General features: G+C 68.5%; 19 protein-coding genes and 2 pseudogenes. 5 read left to right on the top strand and 16 right to left on the bottom strand.

What is annotated here, in order from left to right; genetic code table 11:
• Positions 1–29: 29 nt before the first annotated feature.
• Positions 30–2,078, bottom strand: a complete 2,049-nt coding sequence (locus OP79_RS42265) for a glycoside hydrolase family 2 protein (RefSeq protein WP_033328437.1) — start codon at positions 2,076–2,078, stop codon at positions 30–32.
• A 159-nt stretch (positions 2,079–2,237) separates the two neighbouring features.
• Between OP79_RS42265 and OP79_RS42260 the strand changes: the two genes are divergently transcribed.
• A complete protein-coding gene (locus tag OP79_RS42260; protein WP_033328436.1) occupies positions 2,238–3,527 on the top strand; it encodes a cellulase-like family protein in 1,290 nt (429 codons plus the stop codon).
• A gap of 174 nt (positions 3,528–3,701) precedes the next feature.
• The gene (locus OP79_RS42255) at positions 3,702–4,106 is read left to right on the top strand and encodes an alpha/beta hydrolase (RefSeq protein ID WP_033328435.1); all 405 of its coding nucleotides are present in this window, start codon (positions 3,702–3,704) and stop codon (positions 4,104–4,106) included.
• 388 nt (positions 4,107–4,494) lie between these two features.
• Here OP79_RS42255 and OP79_RS42250 read toward each other — a convergent pair whose 3' ends face one another.
• Both OP79_RS42250 and OP79_RS51145 read right to left on the bottom strand, forming a co-directional pair.
• Entirely contained in the window at positions 4,495–5,037 is a 543-nt protein-coding gene (locus OP79_RS42250) for a hypothetical protein (RefSeq protein WP_033328434.1), read from the bottom strand.
• Between the two features lie 547 nt (positions 5,038–5,584).
• Complete coding sequence (locus OP79_RS51145) at positions 5,585–6,169, bottom strand: TetR/AcrR family transcriptional regulator (RefSeq protein ID WP_063742110.1); 585 nt, start codon at positions 6,167–6,169, stop codon at positions 5,585–5,587.
• A 147-nt stretch (positions 6,170–6,316) separates the two neighbouring features.
• Between OP79_RS51145 and OP79_RS42240 the strand changes: the two genes are divergently transcribed.
• Complete coding sequence (locus OP79_RS42240) at positions 6,317–6,913, top strand: hypothetical protein (RefSeq protein WP_033328433.1); 597 nt, start codon at positions 6,317–6,319, stop codon at positions 6,911–6,913.
• A gap of 147 nt (positions 6,914–7,060) precedes the next feature.
• On the opposite strand, the gene OP79_RS42235 is transcribed toward OP79_RS42240, so the two are convergent.
• Genes OP79_RS42235 through OP79_RS55605 form a run of 3 tightly spaced genes read right to left on the bottom strand, consistent with a single transcriptional unit; the run spans position 7,061 to position 7,735 of the window.
• Positions 7,061–7,351, bottom strand: coding sequence for a hypothetical protein (locus OP79_RS42235; protein WP_157857454.1), 291 nt, complete (start codon positions 7,349–7,351; stop codon positions 7,061–7,063).
• Positions 7,352–7,362: 11 nt separating this feature from the next.
• Positions 7,363–7,512 carry a hypothetical protein gene (locus OP79_RS55610; RefSeq protein ID WP_157857453.1) on the bottom strand — a complete coding sequence of 50 codons (150 nt, stop codon included), beginning with the start codon at positions 7,510–7,512 and terminating at the stop codon, positions 7,363–7,365.
• Positions 7,513–7,540: 28 nt separating this feature from the next.
• Positions 7,541–7,735 (bottom strand): hypothetical protein, encoded by a 195-nt coding sequence (locus OP79_RS55605; protein WP_033328431.1) that lies wholly within the window; start codon positions 7,733–7,735, stop codon positions 7,541–7,543.
• Here OP79_RS55605 and OP79_RS57525 point away from each other — a divergent pair.
• A pseudogene (locus tag OP79_RS57525) lies at positions 7,700–7,854 on the top strand (flavin reductase family protein); the annotation flags it as partial. The gene OP79_RS55605 and the pseudogene OP79_RS57525 overlap by 36 nt on opposite strands.
• A gap of 40 nt (positions 7,855–7,894) precedes the next feature.
• Here OP79_RS57525 and OP79_RS42225 read toward each other — a convergent pair.
• From OP79_RS42225 to OP79_RS42190, 8 genes are all read right to left on the bottom strand, one after another.
• Entirely contained in the window at positions 7,895–9,142 is a 1,248-nt protein-coding gene (locus OP79_RS42225) for an MFS transporter (protein ID WP_245685641.1), read from the bottom strand.
• Positions 9,143–9,153: 11 nt separating this feature from the next.
• Entirely contained in the window at positions 9,154–10,047 is an 894-nt protein-coding gene (locus OP79_RS42220; RefSeq protein WP_033328430.1) for a dihydrodipicolinate synthase family protein, read from the bottom strand.
• 64 nt (positions 10,048–10,111) lie between these two features.
• The gene (locus OP79_RS42215; RefSeq protein WP_033328429.1) at positions 10,112–11,431 is read right to left on the bottom strand and encodes an aminotransferase class I/II-fold pyridoxal phosphate-dependent enzyme; all 1,320 of its coding nucleotides are present in this window, start codon (positions 11,429–11,431) and stop codon (positions 10,112–10,114) included.
• A gap of 421 nt (positions 11,432–11,852) precedes the next feature.
• Entirely contained in the window at positions 11,853–12,272 is a 420-nt protein-coding gene (locus tag OP79_RS42210) for a hypothetical protein (RefSeq protein ID WP_051745466.1), read from the bottom strand.
• Positions 12,273–12,772: 500 nt separating this feature from the next.
• On the bottom strand, positions 12,773–13,963 hold the full coding sequence (locus OP79_RS42205) for an ABC transporter ATP-binding protein (RefSeq protein WP_033328428.1): 1,191 nt from the start codon (positions 13,961–13,963) through the stop codon (positions 12,773–12,775).
• Between the two features lie 42 nt (positions 13,964–14,005).
• Entirely contained in the window at positions 14,006–14,839 is an 834-nt protein-coding gene (locus OP79_RS42200; RefSeq protein WP_033328427.1) for a carbohydrate ABC transporter permease, read from the bottom strand.
• Positions 14,839–15,798, bottom strand: a complete 960-nt coding sequence (locus OP79_RS42195) for a carbohydrate ABC transporter permease (RefSeq protein ID WP_033328426.1) — start codon at positions 15,796–15,798, stop codon at positions 14,839–14,841. The genes OP79_RS42200 and OP79_RS42195 overlap by 1 nt, the downstream gene beginning before the upstream one ends.
• 70 nt (positions 15,799–15,868) lie before the next feature.
• Positions 15,869–17,077: an ABC transporter substrate-binding protein gene (locus tag OP79_RS42190; RefSeq protein WP_245685640.1), complete on the bottom strand. Its 1,209-nt coding sequence runs from the start codon at positions 17,075–17,077 to the stop codon at positions 15,869–15,871.
• Between the two features lie 346 nt (positions 17,078–17,423).
• Between OP79_RS42190 and OP79_RS58710 the strand changes: the two are divergent.
• A pseudogene (locus OP79_RS58710) lies at positions 17,424–18,531 on the top strand (IS630 family transposase).
• Positions 18,532–18,539: 8 nt separating this feature from the next.
• Here OP79_RS58710 and OP79_RS55600 read toward each other — a convergent pair.
• Positions 18,540–18,980, bottom strand: coding sequence for a hypothetical protein (locus OP79_RS55600; RefSeq protein ID WP_157857452.1), 441 nt, complete (start codon positions 18,978–18,980; stop codon positions 18,540–18,542).
• A gap of 704 nt (positions 18,981–19,684) precedes the next feature.
• On the bottom strand, positions 19,685–20,659 hold the full coding sequence (locus OP79_RS42170; protein WP_157857451.1) for a hypothetical protein: 975 nt from the start codon (positions 20,657–20,659) through the stop codon (positions 19,685–19,687).
• Between the last annotated feature and the right edge of the window lie 1,006 nt (positions 20,660–21,665).

Below are 21,665 nucleotides of genomic sequence, written 5' to 3'. Positions count from 1 at the left end.
AGGGGCAGACTGCCCCTCCCCCTTCGTCATCACCTGCCCCTGGGATTGACGGCCCTCCGGAACACGTCGTAGACCAGCTTGGGCCGCTCCTCCGCGAAGGTGAGCAGGCCCATGACGGAAATGCCGTTGTAGGCCTGGTTGTACCCGGCCCGCTGCTTGTAGTCCTTGAGGACCCAGTAGGTGAAACCGGCGACGAACTCGCTGCGCGCGGCCACCTGCGTCCAGTGGGCGGTGAAGCGGGCCGCCTGCCACTCCTCCGTACCCTCCGTGGTGTCGGGGCCGTGATCGCCCGCCAGGGACCAGGTGCCGTTCTCGGTGATCAGGATCGGCTTGTCGGGATACTTCGCGTGCACCGCGTCCAGCGTGGGGCCGAGGTCGGAGTCCTTGCCGTAGAAGTAGCCGAAGTACTCGTTGAACCCGATCACGTCGGCGAGGTCGAAGGCAGGGTCGTTGCTGGTGCTGGAGGCCCAGGTCACGGGCCGGGCGGTGAGGTCGACCGCCTTCACGGCCGCCTTGAGATCGGCGAGCCAGGCCCGGTAGACCGGAGCGCCGTCGGCGTCGATCTCCGACTCGTTCTGCAGCCCCCAGAGGATCACCGAAGGGTGGTTGTGCTGGTTCCACGCCATTGTCAGGGCCTGTGCGCGGGCGAGGCCGTAGCGCTCGGTCTGCAGCTTTTCCTGGGCGGTGTTGAGCCACATGGTGTCGATGTCGTCCATCACCATGACGCCGTGCTCGTCCGCCCAGTCGTAGACGTACGGGTGGCGGTTGTAGACGCAGTTGCGGATGAGGTTGGCGCCCAGTTCCGTGATGTGGCCCAGTTCCCGGTCGTACTCGGTCGGCGTCATCGCTCTGCCGTGCTCGGCGGTCTCCTCGTGCCAGTTGAGGCCCTTGAGGAACAGAGGCTTGTCGTTCAACCGCAACTGAGCGTCGCCGACGGCCAGTTCACGCACGCCGTACACGGTGGAGAGCGTGTCCACCCGCGAGCCCGAGGGCCTCCCGGTGGTCAGGGTGGCGCGGGCGGTGAGCGTGTGCGGCGAGGCCGGGCTCCATCGTGGCGCGTGGGGTACACGGATGGATACGCGTACGACGCCTGCCGATCGGGCCGCGATCCGGGCCGCGACCACGGTGGGCCGGCCGCCGCTCCCCCGGCCGGGATCCAGCGTGAGCCCGCCGTCGAAGTCGGAGGCCCCGTGGTTCTCGACGACCGCGCGTGCCTCAAGGCGCCCGTTCGCGCCGGACACGAGCAGTTTGGCGATGGTGACCTGCGGGACCGCCTCGATCCAGGCCGACCGGGTCAGGCCCGCGTAGGGCCAGTAGTCGACGGGCTTGTACGGGATCTCGTGGTCGTCGGTGACCGGCTGCGGAGTAGCGGCCGTGTAATCGGTGTAGCTCGCCCGACGGAAGACCCGCACGGCGAGCGTCTGGCGCGCGCCCGGCCGGAGAGCCCCCGCCACCGGAAGCGCGAAGGGAGAGTTGGCGCCTTCGTGCTTACCGAGATGCACGCCGTCGAGCCAGACCTCGGCGCTGTAGCCGGCGGCCAGGAAGGCGATGCGTACGTGCCGGGCACGCCAGGATCCGGGGACGTCCACGGTGGTGCGGTACCAGGCGTAGCCGTCGGTGAACGCGGTGCCCTTGCCGAAAGGTGTGGTCTCCGAGCCGAATCCGGGAGTGTTCAGCAGGTCCCAGGCCGCCGGGACGTCGATGAGATCCCACGCCTTGTCGTCGAGGTCCGGGGACTGCCAACCCTGACCTCGCCCCTGATCGGCAGGGTCGAAGCAGAAGCGCCACTTCCTGTCCAGGGACAGGTACTCGCGGGTGGGCTCATGGGTGCGCCAGCCGTCGAAGGCGGGGAGCACCGTCCCGTACTGGAAGACGACGTTGGTGCCGCCGACATCACGCACATGGGTGCCGGAGGGCTCGGTGGCCGGGTGGGTGTCGAGCACCGGGCCGTCCGCGGCGACCGCCGCCGTACCGTCCGCGGCTCGCGCCGTCTCCGGCCAGGCGGGCAGGGCGACGAGGCCGGCGGCGCCGAGTGCCGTGACGACGGTACGCCGGGACGGATGGATGGATTGGGTCATGGTGGGCGGCTCCTCGATGCACGTCCGTGTTCGTCCGCCCCACAGCCTGGACAACCCCGCCACCCTCGTCAAGGATTATTCATAAATAATGAATTGAGCTAGCGTGGTGCCGTCGAGCCGCCGACGGCGTCCTACCGCACACGAACGACGGGTGACCTCATGACCGCACAGCCGCAAGCCACTACGCGCGAGACCACGGGCCGACTCGCCATCACCCTGTGGGACTTCAGCTGGTACACACAGGCAGGCCCCGGCGAGCCGTTCGCCGACCTCGACCGCGCCTTCGCCGAGGCGGTGGAGCGGGGCTTCAACACCGTGCGCATCTGCGCCATGCCCTTCCTGCTGTTCTCCGGACGCGTCCACGCCCCGGAGTCCATCCAAGTCCGCGGCCTGGGCGAGCAGTTCGGACAACGCACCCGCTGGTACGACGTCCGCGGCGGCTACCCGCTGGACGGCCGCCGACGGCTCGGCGAGCTCTTCGAGGCCGCCGCCCGCCATGACTGCAAGGTGATCGTGTCCTCGTGGGAGTACCAGCAGTCCCCCAGCTTCGCCGACACCGACACCTGGCACCGCGCCCTGGCCGCGGTGCCCGGCCCGGACCGCGCCGAGGCGGTGGCCGAAGCACTCGCCGGACTGCTGGACTTCCTCACCGAGCGCGGACTGGCCGACCACGTCGCCTACGTCGAAGTGCACAACGAGGTCGACAACTGCTCCCTGGTACCGGGCGACGGCGCCGGCACCCACTACGCCCGGCTGCGCGGCCCCCTCGAACGCGCCGTGAAGCTGCTGCGGGCACGCCACCCCGGCATCCCCGTCACCTACTCGCTCGGTGAGCCCTGGCCGAACGAGCTCGACGACCTGCCGGACCAGGCGCAGATCGCGCACTTCCACTTCTACGTCTACGGCGTGCTCGGCGCGCTGTACGAGGCGGTCGGACTCGGGCACGGCACCGAAGCGGCGCCCGAGACGGCCACCTGGCCCACCCCCGAACTGACCGCCATGCTGCGCCCCGACGCGCCCGCCTTCGCCGACTACCAGCCGGACGAACCCTGGCGGCTGGCCGCCACCGGAATACCGCGCGAACTGTTCTACGCGCACGACTGGGTGGACCCCGACCGCTGGGACCTGTGGCTCTACGAGAACTATCCGGCGCACCGTCAGGCCATGCGGGAGACGCTGGCCGAATGGGTCGACTCCGTCGCCGACTTCGCCCGTCGCCGCGGCATCCCCGCCGTCCTCGGTGAAGGCGTGGTGGGCTACACCCCGCTCCGCACGCGCTTCGAGGAGGACGCCGTCGGCAAGGACATCGCGGAGTTCGTCGTCGACCGCTGCCTCGCCGCCGGTTTCCAAGGCGTCGTCCTGACGTCCAACGCGGCCCCGCACCACCCCATGTGGCACACCGACCGGGACTGGATGCGACGGGTCAACTCCCGTATCACCGCGGCCTGAACCCTCGAAGATCGGAAACGACCCATACGAAAAGGGCCCCCGCAGGTGTTCACCTGCGAAGACCCTTCGCACCGTCGGGACGACAGGATTTGAACTTGCGCCCCCTTGACCCCCAGTTATATGGGGCCCGAGCGGCGTGCGGCGGGTCGTTCTTCGAGCGGGACCTGGAGGTCGTTGCGACAGCGCCTTGCCGTCGGCTGTCTGGACTTCCGCGGCTACCCCGCGCTCAGGTCGCAGATGAACCTGGGCAGGCTCGTCTCCCCGCACGTCCGCGGAGCCGGCCAGGGCTACCAGTACATCGCGGAGTGCCTGCGCTGGCCGACACCATTCACCAACCCGCCCCGGCCCGCCAAGGTCGCACCGAACGTCAAAAACCTGGTCGTCAACGCACTCTATGACCCGTCTACCGCCTACGCCTGGGCGCAGCTGATGCTCACCGAGATCCGCGGCTCGGTGCTGCTCACCCGGGTCGGCGAGGGACACCCCTCCTACTTCCGGCCCGGACCGACGCGGGACGCGATCGACGAGTACCTGATCACCGGGAAGACACCGCCCCCGGGCGCGGTCATCCGCCAGTGACCGCCCCAGCCCCTACGCCTCTCTTGAGCGCGGCACCCTCGAGCGGGCCCACGGCGCCAGACTCCCACCGTGGCCCCCGTCGTTGCGGATGCCGGTGGCGAACTCCTGCAGCACCTGCTGCCGGTGGGTTGGGCAGGCGCCGGGGGTTCCGAGGCGGTGGTAACGAGCGGGCCGGGTCAGGGCCTCAGCCCGGCGTGGACTCCTCGGCATAGTACGAGACCCTGCCGGCCAGCTCCGAAGCACAGCCGCACACAGTCCGATACCGAACGGTTCGAACAGCAACCGACCGGCACGCCGACTCCTCACGCGCCCGGCCTCACCCCCAGGGCCGCGCCATCGACGGCTGAAGCCGACGTTCAGACCAGGGATACCGCCCCTGCCACCGCGCTCAGTGCCCAGTGATCACTTTCACCATCACCACGCCCGAGCCGATCGCCGCGTCCGTCAGCCCCGCCACGCACGAAGGCAGTACCCCGCCGCCCATTCGCCGCCCGCCCGCGAAGCCCCAGACCGCCATCGAGGCGACGTCCACGCCGACCGCGATCCACAGCGCGGTGGACAAATCGAGGGCGCCGGCCGCCGACAGGGCAATCATCAGAAGTGGGCCCACGGCGCAGCTGAGCAACGGACTGCTGACGAACAGCAGGCGCCCTACCTCGCGGCGGTTGGCCAACCGTTGGTGAACGACGCGGTGGGCCTGCATGTCGGCCACCAACGTCGCCAGCCACAAGCCCACCGCGGTGCCCATGACGTACAGCGCCGCCGTACTGTGCCGGGTATGCGCGTTCTGCGCCAGGCCGACCATCACGGCGAGCATGGTGATCACCGCGTAGATCCGTTCCTTGAGCCGCTCGCCCAGGGCTTCGAGGTTCTGGGCAGAAGGTTCCGGGGAGCCGGAGGACGACGGTTGCTCATCGCCGAGATCGGACATGCCGGAACCGTATCGGAAGGACATTGCGGCCGCGCGGGTGGTGCCCAGGCTGTGGTGCCAGGCGCATATGAGACAGCCGAAAAGGGCTTCGCCGGAGAGCGAGGAGTTGAGCGAGTCCCTGGAAAGTGGCCCGGCTCGGTGCCAAGGCCGTGCTACAGAGCGGTCCCACGGCTCCGCGAGTTCACTGCTTCTGACGGGCATCAAGAATCCGTTCAGCAATTCCCGGGTCTACGAATCTGACGGCCCTCGGCCGGCTGCCGCAAAGACAGGAACACGTCACGGTGATCGACGGGGGCTCCTCGCTCTGTACACGCCATGACGGGGCACGGCTACCTGGTACGGACGGACAGGATGGCCGTCGCTGGTTCCGAGGGCGCGTGAGTGCCGCCGAGGTGGTCACCGGCGTTCCCCGGGACGGTGCGCTCTGCACGTGCATCCACACCGATCCGCCTCGACCGTCCCACTTCCGGCGCACAGCCGGTGTCCGGAGCCACTCCCCGAGCCCTTCGAGCAACATGCGCGTGGCCCGTCGGCCCGCATCGGACCCTCACGCGTTCGGCAGCCAGGGTGCGAGCGCGGCGTCGACCGAGCTGATCACCGTGTCCTTGTCGAGTCGTGCGCCGAGCATGAACCGCTGGAACAGCAGGGGGCCGAGGATCCAGGAGACCACTTCTCTGACCTGCTCCTCGATGCCGGGGCGGAATTCGCCGCGTGCGACGGCGGAGGCGAGCGCGCCCGCGAAGTGCTCGTCGGCGTGACCGAACATCTCTTCGCGGATGCGCCGTACGTCCTCGTCCCGCTCGGCCCGTTCGACGACGTTGGCGATGACCGATACGGCGACGGGTTGGTTGAGCCAGTCGGCCATTTGTTCCATCTGGGTCATCAGTTGGTCGCGGACGGGGCTGTCGTCGAAGGTGAGCAGGGGGCGGACGTCGTCGGCGAGTGCGTCGATGAGGAGGGTCTGCTGGTCGGGCCAGTGTCGGTAGACGGTGGCGCGTCCGATTCCGGCTCGTCGGGCGACGGTGGCGTGGGTGACGTTTTCGGGGCCGCCTTCGGCGAGGAGTTCGGTGGCGGCGGTCAGGGCGGCGGCGCGGCTGCGGCGGGCGCGGGGGTCCTCGTTCGTCCGGGGCATCGGGACACCTCTTCCCAGGCCCCTATGAGACGACTTGACTCACAAACCAGCTCTGATACATACTGTCTCACAGACGAGGAAGGCCTCGCCGACCCAGGCACCACCGGCCGTAGGTCGGGGAGGCCTGCCGACCCAAGGAGAAAGCTCATGTCCGTGAACGAGAACGCCGTCGCCCTCCGTTTCGCCGACCGCGCCACCGCCTACCAGGCGCTCAGCGAACTGAAGTACCTCAGTCCCGCCACGACCGAAGTCCGTGCCGCCGTCCTGATCGAGCGCCTCGAGGACGGCGCGGTGCGTGTCCCCGAGGGCATGGACGGCGAAGAGGGGCGGAACACCGCGGTCGGCGGGCTGGTCGGCTCGCTCGTCGGCATCCTCGGCGGTCCCCTCGGCGTGCTGATGGGCTGGGGTGTCGGCGCGCTGATCGGGGGAGGCCACGACTACAAGCGGGTCGAACGGGCCACCACTGCCGTCGGCGTCTTCGCCCAGCAGGTCCCGCTGGGCGGCACGGCCATCCTGGCCGAGGTCAGGGAGTCCGACCCCCAGGCCCTGGACCAGCTGGCCATGCGCTACGACGCCGTCCTTGAGCGCCGCCCGGCCGACTCCGTGCGCAACGAGCTGAAGGCCATGGAAGAGGCCGCCGAGCGGAGCAGGAAGGAGGAGGCGAAGCAGCGGCGCGACCTCGAGCGCGCCGAGAAGAAGGCGAAGAAAGGCGGCGCGACACCACCGCAGGAAGCCACCGCATAACCGGGTCAGGCGCCGCAGACGCGGGGCAGCTCCCCCGTGCCCCGCATGGTGAGGGCGGGCCCATCCTGGCCCGCCCTCACCGCTTTCACCCGGGGTCTGTCCGACAGTTGCCAGTCCCGGTGCCGTCCTGTGGCTGACGCGTGCGGCTCACTGCCCTGTCGGCGCTGATACCTCAGTGTTGTCCGGCTCTGTCTCACCGGACTGGGCGGCCGGCGTCGTGTCGGGGTCGTTGTCGTTGTCGTCGGCGAGCTTCTTCTCCGGGAGGACGAAGGCGAGCACGAGGCCGAGGGCGAACACCGGGACCAGGTAGCCGAACACCGGTGTCAGGGCGTGCTGGTGGGCCAGGATCACCACGTCCTGGATCTTGTCCGGGAGGGAGCACGAGCGCCGTCTCGCCTCCTCGGCCCCGCGCGTGTGCTGGGCGATGACCCACGTCATGGCCGACCGGTTCACCGGGCCGCCTCCGCCTGGCGCGATCCGCAGGTGGTGGACGCGTGACGCTCCAGCCCCTCCTCGACACACTCGCCACCCACGAGCACGAGGTCCACGCGGGCCGCGCGGGTGCCGTCCAGCTTCGGCTCCACGACCGCTCGGTGCATCACTCGGCGGTGCCTCGGCAGCTCGGCCTCAGCCTGTTGTCAGCGCCGCGTTCAGCAGGCGCAGATGCGGGCGAAGAGCGTCCCGGCCGTGATCAGTCAGCCTCACGACACGCGTGTCGTCCACGCGGACGAGCCACGACTCCTCGACCGCGTGGCGGAAGACGGACGCGCCCAGGCCGCCCGCCAGGACGAGCGCATCGTCGTACCCGGCACACACCACCACATCGACCCGGTGTGTGGAGCCCGCTCATCTACAACTTCCGCCACTGTCACGGGCTCACGCCCGAGCTGGGCCACGGCTTCCGGTCGGAGACGGCCAAAGCCGCGACACGCGTCGGGTGACTCGCTCGGCGGGCACCCGAGAGGTGCCCGCCATGCTCGGTCACTGTGAACCTGCGAGGCTCCCTGCGGCCCGTTTCTCGAGCGTCGCAGCCAGGACAGCCGCCGAAATCCCGGCGGCGCCGAGGAGCAGAGGAAGACGGACGTCCAAGCCCGTGAGAGAACCGGCGAGGGCGGTGCCCGCGGACCCCGACGTGATTTTCAAGGCCGCCACCCAGATGAAGACCTGAGCGCGTGCCCCCACAGGTGCGTACTCGGTGCGGGCAGCCAGAGTGGAGGCGAAGAACAGGGCATTGAGAATACCTGTCAGCCCGTACGCCGCCACGGACAGAGGGAAGACGTGGCTCGCGGCGACCATGCCGAGGCCGACCACGACCCCCAGGGCGAGGCGGCGCATGAGGCGGTCCGGATCGCCGGTGAGCGGGAAGACCATGACCACCGCCGAGCCGGCCAGGTTGCCGAGTCCGTAGGCGGCGGTCAGCACCGCTGCGGTGGATGTGTCGATACCCAGGACTTCGGTCATGTGCACTGCGGTGATCGGCAGTGCGGCAACACCGAGCGCGACGATCATGGTCAGGTAGACGGTGCGCCGCAGATGGCCGGTGCGAGCCATCAGCGCCAGCGTGGGCCCCGGCTTGAGGATCGCAGCCCTGTCCCCACCGTGGGCCGCAGGCGCGTAGGGCAGGAGGAGCACGCCACCCGCCGCGACACCGGCGCCGCCCGCCAGAGCAAGAGCGGCAGCGGAGGGGGAGGCCCAGCCCGACAGGGCCGCCACGAGAGACGGACCGACGGTGCCACCGATACCGTACGTGGCCACATCCCAGCCCTGCGCCCGCCGCTGGGTGCGCGTCTGAGGTCCGACGATCGCGGGCAGCCGGCTGCTGATGCCGCCGGTCAGCAGGGGGCCACAGGTGCCGGCCACGGCCAGCAGCAGCGCGGTCACCAGGGTGGGCACACGGGCATACGTCAGTACACCCGTGGCGAGCACGACGGCGTGCAACAGGCAGGCCGACGCGATGACCTTGCGTCCGTCCCGCGCGAGGTCCAGCGGGCGGGCGACGAACGGGCCGAGCAGGTGCGGTGCGGTGACGCACGCGCCGAGCGCACCAGCGAGCGTCCCCGAGCCACCCGACGAGGTGACGAGCAGGATGACGGCGACGACCGCTCCCCCGTCGGCGGTGCGGGCCAGGGCCGCGGCGGCGACGTAGCGCACCAGGCCGCCCCCGCGGCCACCCGTCGGAGTCGACACGCTCGCCGCTTCCGCTCCGGTCTCGGTGGTCCGATGGTTCACGGCGCGCATGCTCAGGCGGTGAGCTTGAGGGCGCTCAGCGCGGCGACGACGTCCTGACGTGCGACCTCGTCCAGCGCGCGCAGGGGAAGCGGCAGGTTCGGCTCCCCCGTCAGGCCGAGGTGAGAAGCGGCAGCGGACATGACCCGCAGACTGCCGTAGCGGCGGAACAGCGCCCACAGCGGCTCAAGCCCGTCGGACAGGTCCGTCGCCCGTTCTGCGTCACCGCTTAGAGCAGCGCGAGTGAGAGCGAGAGCGGTCTGCGGGAACGTACCGCCGATGACCGAGTACCAGGCGTCGCACCCGGCATTCAGACCTCGGGCGGCCGTCCAGTCGCCGCTCACACCGATGGTGACCGCCTCCGGGATCAGCGCCCGCAGTGCGTCGACCCTGGCCTTGGCCTGCGCCGGGTCTTCGGGCACACCGGGGATCTTGATCGAGCCGACATTCGGCAACTGGGCGATCCGGCCGTGCAGTTCGTCGGTGAAGTGCACATGCGTGGTGCCAGGGTTGTCGTACACGCACAGCGGCACGGACAACTCGCGGGTGACATCCTCGTACAGGCCGAACACCTCGTCCTCGGTGAGCGGCTGATACGTCATCGGAGCAAGCAACACACCGGAGGCCCCCGCCCTCTGCGCGTCCTCCGCCAGAGCCAGGACGTGCGAGGTGCGCAGCGCGCCGATACCGACCATGACCGGCACGCCATCGGCGGCCTCGGCCGCGATCTTCACGGCGTGGGCACGCTGTTCCCGGGTGAGGTAGGCATAGCCACCGGTGGAGCCGAGCGCGCCGATCGAGTCCACGCCGACGGCTGCGAGGCGGGCGACGAGCCTGGCGTATGCCGTGTCGTCGATGCCGTGCTCATCAGTGGGTGTGAGGGGAAAGGCGCTCAGGCCGCGGAACATGATGACTCCTTCAAGGGACTTCATAGGGCTTCACAGGACTTCAAGGGAGCGAGACCGGTCGTGGTCAGTTGCCAGTCGTACGCAGTTCCGCTACGACTGCGGCAAGTTCGACGGCGAACGCCTCGGCCTGCGGCTCGCTGATGGTGGAGCTGGTAACCCGGATGGCGCCCTGGTGGGTGGACGGGTCACGGACGAAGAGGTGGCCGGGCCGGACAGCCCAGCCCCGCTGCGCCAGGGCTTCGACCGTCGACCGGCCGTCGACGTCCAGTTCGACCCATACATTCAGCCCGTCGGGCCGGTAAGGGACCCCGATCCCATGGGCGTGCAGCCGATCGACCAGCAGGCCGCTGCGGTGTGCGTATGCCTCACGGGCCCGTTCATGGAGTTCAAGGACACCGGGATCGAGCAGCAGTTCGCGGACGATGTGCTGCAGCAGATGGCTGACCCATGTGGTGCCGGCGCTCAACCGCGCCTCCAGGCGCACGGCGGTCTCGGCGTCGGCGGCGACGAGGGCGAGACGCAGGTCCGGTCCGAGGAACTTGGACACGGACCGCACCAGTGCCCAGCGCGCGGTGGTCGGAGGGGTGATCCGGTGGTACGGCCGTGCGGAGACCGCTGAGAAGTGGTCGTCCTCGATCACAAGGACCTGGGGGTGGTCGGCCAGGACCGCGCGGATGTCGGCCACCCGTTCCTCGGTGAGGCTCGCACCGGTCGGGTTGTGGGCGCGGGGTGTGCAGACGACCGCACGGGCACCGTCCTCCAGTGCGGCCCGCAGGGCGTCGGGACGCATGCCGGCGCCGTCGACGGGGACCGGCGCGGACCGGTAGCCGTTCAGCCGCAGCGTGCCGATGCTCGCTAGGAAGCAGGGGTCCTCGATCGCCACCGTGTCGCCGCGGGTGAGGTGGGCGTTGAGGAGGCGCTCGGTGGCGTCGACCGCTCCGTGCGCCACCAGCGTACGGAACGGCTGCTCGATGTCCTCGGCGAAGTCGGCGCAGGCCCACTCGGCCAGCCCCGCGTCGACAGCGGCCACGCCGTACAGGGGATGGCGGTAGTGCCCGCCCCTGGCCGCAGCCAGGATGTCGGGCAGCAGGTCCGGATCGGGGTTGCCACTGGCCAGGTCGACCGCGTCGCCCCCGGCGCCGACGCCTTCACGGGCCAGCTGCGGCACCGCCGCGATCACCGTGCCGCCGCGCCCTCGGGTCTCGGCCACCCCGGCTTCGACGAGCCGCCGGTACGCCAGGGCCACCGTGTTCCGGTTGACACCCAGCTCGGCGGCGAGCGCCCGCACCGGCGGCAGCACTGACCGCGGCGCCAGCTCTCCCGAAGCAACCTGGTCCCGGACACTGCCTGCGATCTCAGCCGCAGTAGTCCCCCTGATCTGCACGTCATCACCTCCGGGCACCGACCCTAGCACTTTTGTCCTATGCCAAAAACGGATCGCGGCTACGGACGACCAGGACCCATGACCAGCGACCACCTGCGGGAGCCATCCAGCGTGCCTTCAGCGGCTCGTCGGTTCCACTGCTCACCAATCGACGCCGGCGAGCGTTTCATGACTTCGCACCGTCCTGACCAGCTACAGCACGCCAAGTAGCACCCAAGACTGCGGGTCCGACCCGGATTCGACCCGGCGACTCCGGAGCCCTCTCTCGACGTCCGGCGCGCGTACGGTGCACAGGACGGCGACCAGTGCGCGGGATCGTGCGGCGCCAATGCGGAGGCGCTTGCGGAGCGTTTCAGCCGAGATCGGCCGCCGGCGGGTCTGCCAATGCCGGGCATCCTCCGCCCGGGCCCGCTCGAGGAGATCATCGCGGTCGCCAACCCGAGCAGCAGGCTCGTCCGTTCGCGCGCTGCGCAGTCGCCCCCTCCGCTGGAGACAGGCATGCCCGATGGTGCTGTCGGCGCATCTGCAGTGTTGGCACGGAATCCGCTGACGGCCTGCAGCAGGCCGGACCGACCTCGGCCCAGTCGATCAGGAGTATGGACCCCACCGCGTCGAAGACCGCCCGTCCGTACGCGCCGACCAGCAGCGGCTCGGTGACATTGAGGGCGAGGGTCAGGAAACTGGTCAGGAGCAGCAGCCTGCGGGCGGGACGTAGTACCACCGCCGGGGTTCCACAAAGGGCGAGGTAGCGAATCGCCAAGAACAGCGCGAGAACCGACAGGTCCACGGCGGGCGCGACCAGCGGCACCACCCAGCCGGACACCCCCAGCCGCAGGGCCAACGTCCACACATTGCCGAAGCCGAAGAAGAGTGATCTTGTTCAGGTCCAAGAGCGGCATCTTCGCCCGCCTCCGAGTAAAGGTGCCGATGAGCGGCATACTCAACCTCGAAGCCGGAAACAACCCACGCGAAAAAGGGCCCTCACAGGCTCTCGCCTGCGAAGACCCTTCACACTGTCGGGACGACAGGATTTGAACCTGCGGCCCCTTGACCCCCAGAAATGCGGGTCACCCACATCATCGGCACATAACAGACGCCATCCGGGCGTGTGTTGTGCGTCGACAGCCCTCCCCGTGCACCATCGCGCACACCGTGTGGTCCCCGACCGGTCCCCGAGCCGCTTCAGAAGCGCGCCTTACACCGGCCGCCGGTGGCGCCCGACACCACGCGCCACCTCCACAGAGAACACCCCTTTCCGGGACGCCTGCGCAGTCGACAAAGACCAGCCGCCTCCTGAGTCGCCGGGTACATGGATGCGGATCGCCCCTGTGCGGTGCGTCGTCAGTCCGCCCTCACTGGATGCGTAAGGTTCGCTCCGGTCGCCGGGTCGAAAACGTGGGCCTTGGCCATGTCGACCTGCAGCTCCACGGGTTCGCCCTCGCGGGCACGCGTGGCGGCGTCCAGGCGGGCCACGATTTGCTGCGCGGCCTGGGCGCCGGTGTCACGCAGTCCCGAGTCCGTGGCGAGCTCCTCCAGTTCAGTTGTCGTCGCGGGCCCGCCCTCCGCGGTGAAGTAGACGTACACATCGGAGCCCAGCGACTCCAGTACCTCCACGGTGGCGGTGAAGGCCGGGCCCGTCCGGTCCCGGTCGTGCGCCAGGGCCGCGTCCTCGAATGCCTCCGGTCGCAGCCCGATGATGACCTCGCGGGGCGCCTTCTGCCGTTCCAGTGCCTGCCTCGTACGGTCGTCGAGGGGCAGATCGCCCACGGGAGAGCGCAGGACGCCGGCCTCCAGGGTGGCGTTCAGGAAGTTCATCGCCGGGGAGCCGATGAAGCCCGCGACGAAGATGTTGCGCGGGGAGTCGTACAGCTCGGCGGGTGCGCCGATCTGCTGAACCAGGCCCTGCCGCATGACCACGACCCGGTCGCCGAGCGTCATCGCCTCGGTCTGGTCGTGGGTGACGTACACGGTGGTCGTGCCGAGACTCCGCTGCAGCCGGGAGATCTGGGTGCGCATCTGTACCCGGAGTTTGGCGTCCAGGTTGGACAGCGGCTCGTCCATCAGGAACGCCTTGGGGTCACGGACGATCGCCCGCCCCATGGCCACCCGCTGGCGCTGGCCGCCCGAGAGGTTGGCGGGCTTGCGGTCCAGGTGCTCGGCCAGATCAAGGATCTGGGCGGCTTCCTCCACCTTGGCGTTGATGGTGGCCTTGTCCACCTTGGCCAGGCGCAGCGGGAAGCCCATGTTCTCCCGGACGTTCATGTGCGGGTACAGGGCGTAGCTCTGGAACACCATGGCGACGTCGCGTTCTTTGGGAGCGAGGTCGTTGACGACTCGGTCTCCGATGCGCAGGGTGCCCTCTGTGATGTCCTCAAGTCCGGCGATCATGTTCAGGGTGGTGGACTTGCCGCATCCGGACGGACCGACCAGGATCACGAACTCGCCGTCGGCGATGTCGAGGTCCACGTCCTTCACGGCGAGGGCCCCGTCGGGAAAACGCTTGGTGACTCCCTCAAGGATGATCTCGGCCATGGGTGGTGCCTCCTTGCCTTCATGCCTTCCGGGTCGGCCCGTTCATCCCTTGACTGCCCCGGAGGTCAGTCCGGCGACGATCCGCCGCTGGAAGAACAGGACGAAAACGATGATCGGGATGGTGATGACCACAGCGGCGGCGGCGATCGACCCGGTGGGCTGCTGGAACTGCGAGCTCCCGGTGAAGAACGCGATCGCGGCGGGCACGGTGCGCGCGGACTCGGTGGACGTCAGCGAGATCGCGAACAGGAAGTCGTTCCAGCAGAAGATGAACACGAGAATGGCGGTGGTGAACACGCCCGGCGCGGCCAGCGGCACGATGACCATCCGGAAGGCCTGTGCGGGCGTCGCCCCGTCGACCTTGGCGGCCTTCTCCAGATCCCAGGGAATCTCCCGGAAGAACGCCGACAGGGTGTAGATCGCCAGCGGCAGGGAGAAGGTCATGTACGGGATGATCAGCCCGACCCAGGTGTCGAAGATCCCCACGATCCGCTCGATGTTGAACAGCGGTGACACCAGGGAGATCGGGGGGAACATGGCGATCAGCAGTGACATGCCGATGAGCACCCGCTTGCCGGGGAAGCGCAGCCTGGCCACCGCGTAGGCGGCCATGGTGCCCAGCGCGACCGCGATCACCGTGGCGATCAGGGCGATACCGATCGAGTTGATCAGTGCGCGGGTGAACTCGGAGGTGTCGAAGATGCCCCGGTAGTTCTCCAGGGTCCAGTCCCTGGGGATGTAGTTGCCGTCCGTGAGGGTGCTGGGATCCTTGAACGACAGCGCGGCGATCCACCACACCGGGAACAGGGCGTACAGCACCACCACCACGTTCATGACGCCCCATCGGGCGGCATGTGTCTTTCCTACCGCGGCCATCAGCGCTTCACCTCCGCGCCCGGTGCGGCGGCGCCGAACAGTTTGACGAAGGTGAAGGCGATGATCGCGACGCAGATGAAGATCAGCACCGAGATCGCCGACCCGATGCCCAGGTTCAGCGCGGTGAACAGGTTGTCGTAGCCGAGGATCGACAAAGAGCCCGTGTCCTGGGCGCCGGCGGTCAGGATGTAGATGTTGTCGAAGATCCGGAACGCGTCCAGGGTGCGGAAGAGCAGTGCCACCAGGATGGCCGGTTTCATCAGCGGCAGCATGATCTTGGTGAAGCGCTGCCAGGCGGTGGCACCGTCCACCATGGCCGCCTTCAGGGTCTCCTCGGGGACCAGCGCGAGGCCCGCGAGCAGCAGCAGGGCCATGAACGGCGTCGTCTTCCACACCTCGGCGAGGATGATCAGCCACAGGGCGGGCCACTGCTCGGTCAGGGGGGCCTCTCCGCTGGGCAACAGCTCGGCGAGGTAGCCGAGCTCCGGAGTCCAGGCGTACTGCCAGGAGAAGGCGGCGACGACGGTGACGATCCCGTACGGAACGAGGACTGAGGTGCGTACGGTGCCGCGCCAGAAGATCGTGCGGTGCATCACCAGGGCGAGCCCCATGCCGAGGACCAGTTCGATCGCCACGGATACGGCGGTGATGAACAACGTGACCCAGAAGGCGTCCCACCAGAACGGGGAGGACAGCACCGCCCCGTAGTTACTCAGGCCCACGAACTCCGCCCGTCCGGGGAAGCGCAGGTCGTACCGCTGGAGGGACAGATAGACGGCGTACCCGATGGGGTAGGCGGTCACGGCGATCATGACGACGACGGCGGGCGCGCAGAGCAGCCAGCCGAGCCGCCGCTCCTGCCTGGCGCCCGCCGAGAGTGCCGCCCGGTCCGGATCTGCCTGCTGCGTCTCCGCCTCAGGGGGCGGCGGAGCTCCGGCCGGTTGCGCCCGCGTACTCATCTCGGGCCGTCCGAGGACGAGGCCCGCGCACCGCGGCGCCGGCTGACCAAGTGGTGCGGGAGGAGGTGGTTCACGGGATCACACCCTCGGATCGCAGGGCAGCGTCGATCTGCTCCCTGATGGTGTCGATGGAGCTCTCCGGTTTGATCCCGGACGGCGGAGACAGCGTGTGGGAGACCGCGATCGACACGTTCTGGTAGGCCGGAGTGAGCGGGCGCACGCTCGCCGACTCCAGGGCGGCCAGCACTTCCCTGGAGAAGGGGTACTCCTTCATGAACGCGGGCTCGTCGTAGAGGGCACGCAGGGTGGGCGGCAGGCCGCCCTCGAGGGCGGCGGTGAGCTGGTTCTCCCGGTTGCGCAGGCACAGGGCCGCTTCGAAGGCCAGATCGGGGTGGCGCGAGTAGGCGCTCACGGCCAGATCGATGCCGCCGATGGTGGGCCGTGCCGGGCGGTTCGCGTCGACCCGGGGGTACGGCGCCCAGCGGAAGTTCTTGAACAGTGCGGGGTTGTTCGCCTTCATCGACGGATAGACGAACGGGTAGTTGAGCTCGAACGCCGCCACCCCCGACTCCATGGCGAGGCGGTTCTGGTCCTCCATCTGGTTGGGCAGGGAGGGGTCCGCGGCCGGGGACTTCGCCAGATCACGCATGATCCCGGCGGCCCGCGCGGCAGGAGAACCGAGGGAGGGCTCGGTCGCGCTCGCGTTGAGGATGGAGCCGCCCGCACTGTTGATCAGCGTGTTGAACCAGACGGTCAGGCCCTCGTACTGGGCACCCTGGATCTCCACGAAGTGCGGCTTGCCCTGCCGGGCGAGGGCGCCGGCCATGTCCAGCATCTCGGCCCAGGTCCTGGGTGGGGTGGGCACCAGGTCCTTGCGATACCACAGCAGTTGGGTGTTGGTGTTGTACGGGACTGCGTACAGCTTGCCCTTCCAGGTCGAGGTCTGCAGCGGTACGCGCAGCGTGCCCTCGACAGCCTGCTGCTTCGCCGCCCCCGTCCATTCCCGGATCCAGCGCGCCTCGGCGAACTCCGCCGCCCAGGTGACGTCCAGGCCCAGGATGTCGAGCGAGTCGTCCTCGGCAGCGAGTCTGCGTACGAGCTGCTGGCGCTGGCCGTCCGCGGCACGCGGAAGCTTGTTGTAGCTGATCCTGTAGCGGCCGCCCGATGCCTGGCTGCACCGGTCGGCCGCCTTCTGGAGCGCACCGGAGTCGTCGGGGAAGTTGTACCAGTTGAGGACGGGTCTATCGGAGCCCTCGTCACTGCCACAAGCGGCGAGCACCGACGCCAGCAGCGGCAGTACAGCGAACGCCCGCAGCCATCGCGTCCCTCTGGGACGTCCATTCTGACCCGAAACGGGCCGGCAGCCGCACCTCGCGTGCACGCGCTCCACACCTCGCTTCCGGACGGTGGCACGGGACTCGGACCTCGCAGCGTTTCCCTCCCGGCGAACACTAAAGGCCACATAAGGCAAGATCAAGAACATATCGTACTTAATCACCCAACGCGGCCCCACTACTGGGGCCGACTCGGCGAACCTGCGGGCAGGGAAGGGGGACGATTACTCCGGTTGAACTCGTGGAGTCCGCGCCCGTGACGGTTCTTGATCGTTGCGGTACGGCGTCGTCATGCGGTACGCGCATGGGGGCGGGCTGACGCCCAGGGAGCAGGAGAAGCGGCAGAGGGTGCGCCTGGAGGCGGCTGAGCGGTTCGCTCGTGGGGAGAAGACCGAGGCCGTTGCGAGGGAGCTGCGGGTGACGGCGCGGTCGGTGCGGCGCTGGCGGCGGGCGTGGGAGCAGGGCGGTGCCGATGCGTTGCGTTCGGCGGGCCGGCGTCGGTGGAGCGGCTGAGTCCTGCGCAGTGGGGGCGGCTGGAGCGGGAGTTACGGCGCGGTCCGCTCGCGCACGGCTCCGGCCACGGGTTCCAGGGCTGGACGCTGAAGCGGGTCAAGCTGTTGATCGGTCGGATGTTCCACGTCGGCTACACGATCCAGGGCGTGTGGAAGCTGCTGCGGCGGCACGGCTGGAGTGCCCAGGTTCCCGTGCGGCGGGCCTTGGAGCGCGACGGGGAGGCGATCGAGGTTTGGAAGGCCGAGGTGTGGCCGCAGGTAAAAGGACCGCGGCCCACCTGGGCGCCCACATCTGCTTCGAGGACGAGACGGGCCAGGGGCTGAGGCCACCGAAGGGACGCATCTGGGCGCCGCGTGGGCAGCGGCCGGTGGTGCGGGTGCGCGGCCGCAACCGCGGTCGGGTCAACATCGCCGGAGTGGTCTGCTACCGGGCCGGACACCGGCCCCGGTTCTTCTTCAAACTGCACATCTGGCACGGGCGCCGGGGCGAGCCGAAGGCGTTCTCCTGGCGCCAGTACCGCGATCTGATCGTCATGACTCACCTGCAGCTCGGCACCCCGGTGGTGTGGTGCTGGGACAATCTGAACGTGCACCTGGTCAGGGAGCTGGCGGACTTCGCCGAGGAGCACAAGGACTGGTTACGCATCTGCCAGATGCCCTCCTACGCTCCGGAGTTGAACCCGGCAGAGGGGATCTGGTCGCTCCTGAAGCGGCACCTGGCCGACTTCGCCGCGGCCGACCTCGCCCACCTGACCCGCGTGATCAAACGGAAGCTGAAGAAGATCCAGTACCGGCCCCACCTGATCGACGGTTGCCTGCCGCCCACCGGCCTGACCATGGACTACGACGCGATCAGATCATCGGACTCCACGGTTCAACCTGAGTAACCGACGAGTCAGGGCAGGAAATCTGCAAGCTCAGCCCGCGTCTGCGCGGAGAGACGGTCGGGGTCCAGCTCACCGAGGGTGATCCGCAGGGTCTCCGGCCTCATCAAGGGAACCGCGGCGGTGAGGAGTTCCTCACCGCCATAGAGAGGTTCCACCAGCTGGAAGTACGCGGCGGCACTGACGGATTCGGTGGAGTTCAGGAGGAGGGTCTCCGTGAATTCGGCACAGCGACTGAGCAGTCCGGCGTCCTGTTCTCTCGCCTGGAGCGCCGGGCGGACCACGCCCCAGAAGACGACCTCGCGCAGGAAGTCATAGAGGTCGAACCACTCCACGTTCCCGGTCACGGCCCGTTCGGCGGGAAGTCCCGACATTTTCTCGATGCCGGCCCGGGACTCCGGGACCATGCGCAGCAATAGTCCGGGAATCTGACGCCTACCGATTTTCGGCATGGCACACCTCACCTTGCTCACCCACTCGCACCAGGCACTCATCCTTCCACCAGGGTCACTTTGCGTAACCGCACCTCGGGTACGCACACGGCCTGTACTGCCAGGTCGGCTCCATCGGTGCGGCGTCGCGCCCTGGCCGGTACGTCTCCCGCGGTCCCCAGGTCCACCCACCATCCCAGGAGACCCGCAGCGTGACGTAGGGAGTCACCCCCGGCGCCCGTGCCAGATGCAGCTTGAAGAAGAACCGGGGCCGGTTTCTCCTGCTCCCTGGGCGTCAGCCCGCTCCCATGCGCGTACCGCATGGCGACGCCGTACCGCAACGATCAAGAACCGTCACGGGCGCGCGGACTCCACGAGTTCAACCTGAGTATGCGCCGGCCACCTCAGTATGAAATGGCGCTGCTACGAGCTTGTGCACGGCTGGCGGTGAGACGGCGAGGTAGTCTTCACGTCTTCGCCGAGTCCCTCCAGGCAATCGACCACGGCATCAAGTTACGGCGTTCCGGTAATCGCCGAATGGGCGTTGAAACTGGCCTCCGCATGGTTCAGGGTCATGCCCCCTGTGGTGGTGTAGCCGGTCAGCCCTCGAGCCGACAGGGGAGGGTGGGGGTGTCGGTGGTGGGGGCGTCGCGGTAGACGACGTCGGTCCGGCGCTTGATCTCTCGGCGACTCGCTGGCGCTACCCGGTATGACGCCATCTGCCATCATCGGGCTCCCGGCGTGATTTCGACGCGTATGTCGTCGGTCTCTCGGATTACATAAGTCGAGTCAGTGTCATGCTGCCAGCCCACAGCGACGGCCTGATAGCGCCCGCCGCGCTCGATGATGAGCCTCAGCCCCGTATACCGGTAGCGGTAGTGCACCTGCTCTCCGAGATCTTTCACCTGCAGTCCGCGGCCGGTCATGCTCAGTCGGTCGGTGCTGAAGACGACGATCGCCGTCCTGCTGACCAAATGATCTGCGCTGCGCTCAGCATCGCGCAGACCCGACTGATGCGCAGCCAGCGCGACAGCCCAGAGCAGGCACAGGCATGCTGCCGTGAGCGGTGCGCCCCGTGCACGGATGCCGCTTGGGCAGCGGCCGTTGTTCGCAGCGGGCGACTGCCCCAAAAGGATGCCGGTGGCCAAGAGAACGGGCACCAGCCATTGGTACGGCTGAATTCGGCCCCAACTGAACAACATGATGACGGCCACGCACAGCACGAGCAGATGGAAACGGGCCGCCCGCCGTACGACTCGTCGGCACTGGTCAATCAAGGTGGGTGGCAGAAGAGGCAGAACTGACCGGCTGAGCAATTGCGGGTCACGCAGCACGACCACAGTCACCACAGCGGTCAACACCACAGGAGCGGTCACCAGCCGCAGGCTACGCATGACGAACTCCGGGAAGCTCAGGCCCAGAGCCAGCACATCGATGCGGAAATACTCGAAGAACGCCCGGGTATGCACCGCGCCGGCATAGAACAACAGTGCCGCAGCGAGCGACAAGAGCGTCGCCCAATCGGTGGTGTAACCGGCCGCCGGATGCTGAGCATCGGGCGGCTCTGTGCTGCGAGGGGCGGAATCGCGCCGCAAGACCCGCCTGAGACGTCGCCGGGCACCGGCATGCCGCAGACGTCGTTCGCCCTCCGGCGTGGACACTCGGGCGCGGGGAGCGGGAAAGGAGCGAGCATTGCTCATGATGTCGGCGTCAGAGTCGACTGTGTCTCAGGTGGTGCCATGGATGTGGAACTACACGGACGCGGGCGGCTGCTGGAGGAAGGGCCCTGAGACTCGGATGCGGTCTGACAGTTGGTCTCAGGGCCCGGCCTCGACGCTGATGGTTCTGGGTCTGGCACCAGCACGGGGGCGGGTTTCGGGCTCGGAACCCGCGTCGGCTCGGGTACGGGTTCGACGGGGTCTCCGCCGAGAGGCGGTGGCGTGCTCGGCTCACCTGTCGGCTTCGAAGGCGTCCCCGTCGGAGCGGCGCTGTTCAGGGGCGTGCTCGAGGCGCTGTGCCTACCGTGCCTGGTGCGTCCGCCCGGCGGGGCACTGGGACTGGTGGTGGGTGAGTCAGTCGGCGGTGCACCCAGAGGAGCATGGGGCGCGTCCAGACCAGACTCATGAGCGGACGTGGAAGAGCAGCCTGCAGACGAGCCGACCGAGGCGGCCACCACTAACACAAGGCACCCCAGCCTCAGATGCCGAGAACGCATGCGCCCCATCTACCGTTGCACCGGCCCTTTCAGACGTTACTTGTGGTGCGCCACTACACAATGTGACCAAGCTCAGGGCCCAGAAGTCTGCCGCAGATACTGGCATCCGCACAGGCATAGATCATTAATGACGATCTCTGGCGCTGACTGTTCTTGGGTGTGCGATCCAGGCCGAGTTGCCTGCACGCCTGGATCTGCAGCGCAGTCACCATGAAGTTTCCCCAAGGCCCGTGGTCCCGCTGCCCCATGGCCAGGACCGGCGTCTCCAGCGAAGGACAGGAGCCGCTGTCGGCCATGCTCTGGTGCCGGCTACTGGGACGAACGGCGCAACTCCGTGGCCGACGGCCGGGCCGCGGCGGAGCCCTTCTCCACCGTCGGCATCTTCGAGGACTCAGCTAGGGCGTTTCTGATGGCTCTTGGACGATGTCTCGGAGCCAGATGACGACGGCCGTGACGGTCAGGGTGCCGTTGAAGATGTAGTCGCGTTTGTC

Origin of the sequence: Streptomyces yerevanensis (assembly GCF_000716805.1) — a bacterium.
GTDB lineage: Bacteria > Actinomycetota > Actinomycetes > Streptomycetales > Streptomycetaceae > Streptomyces > Streptomyces flaveus.
The sequence above is the reverse complement of the archived record's forward strand: the minus strand, read 5'-3'. Positions and strand labels throughout refer to the sequence as shown.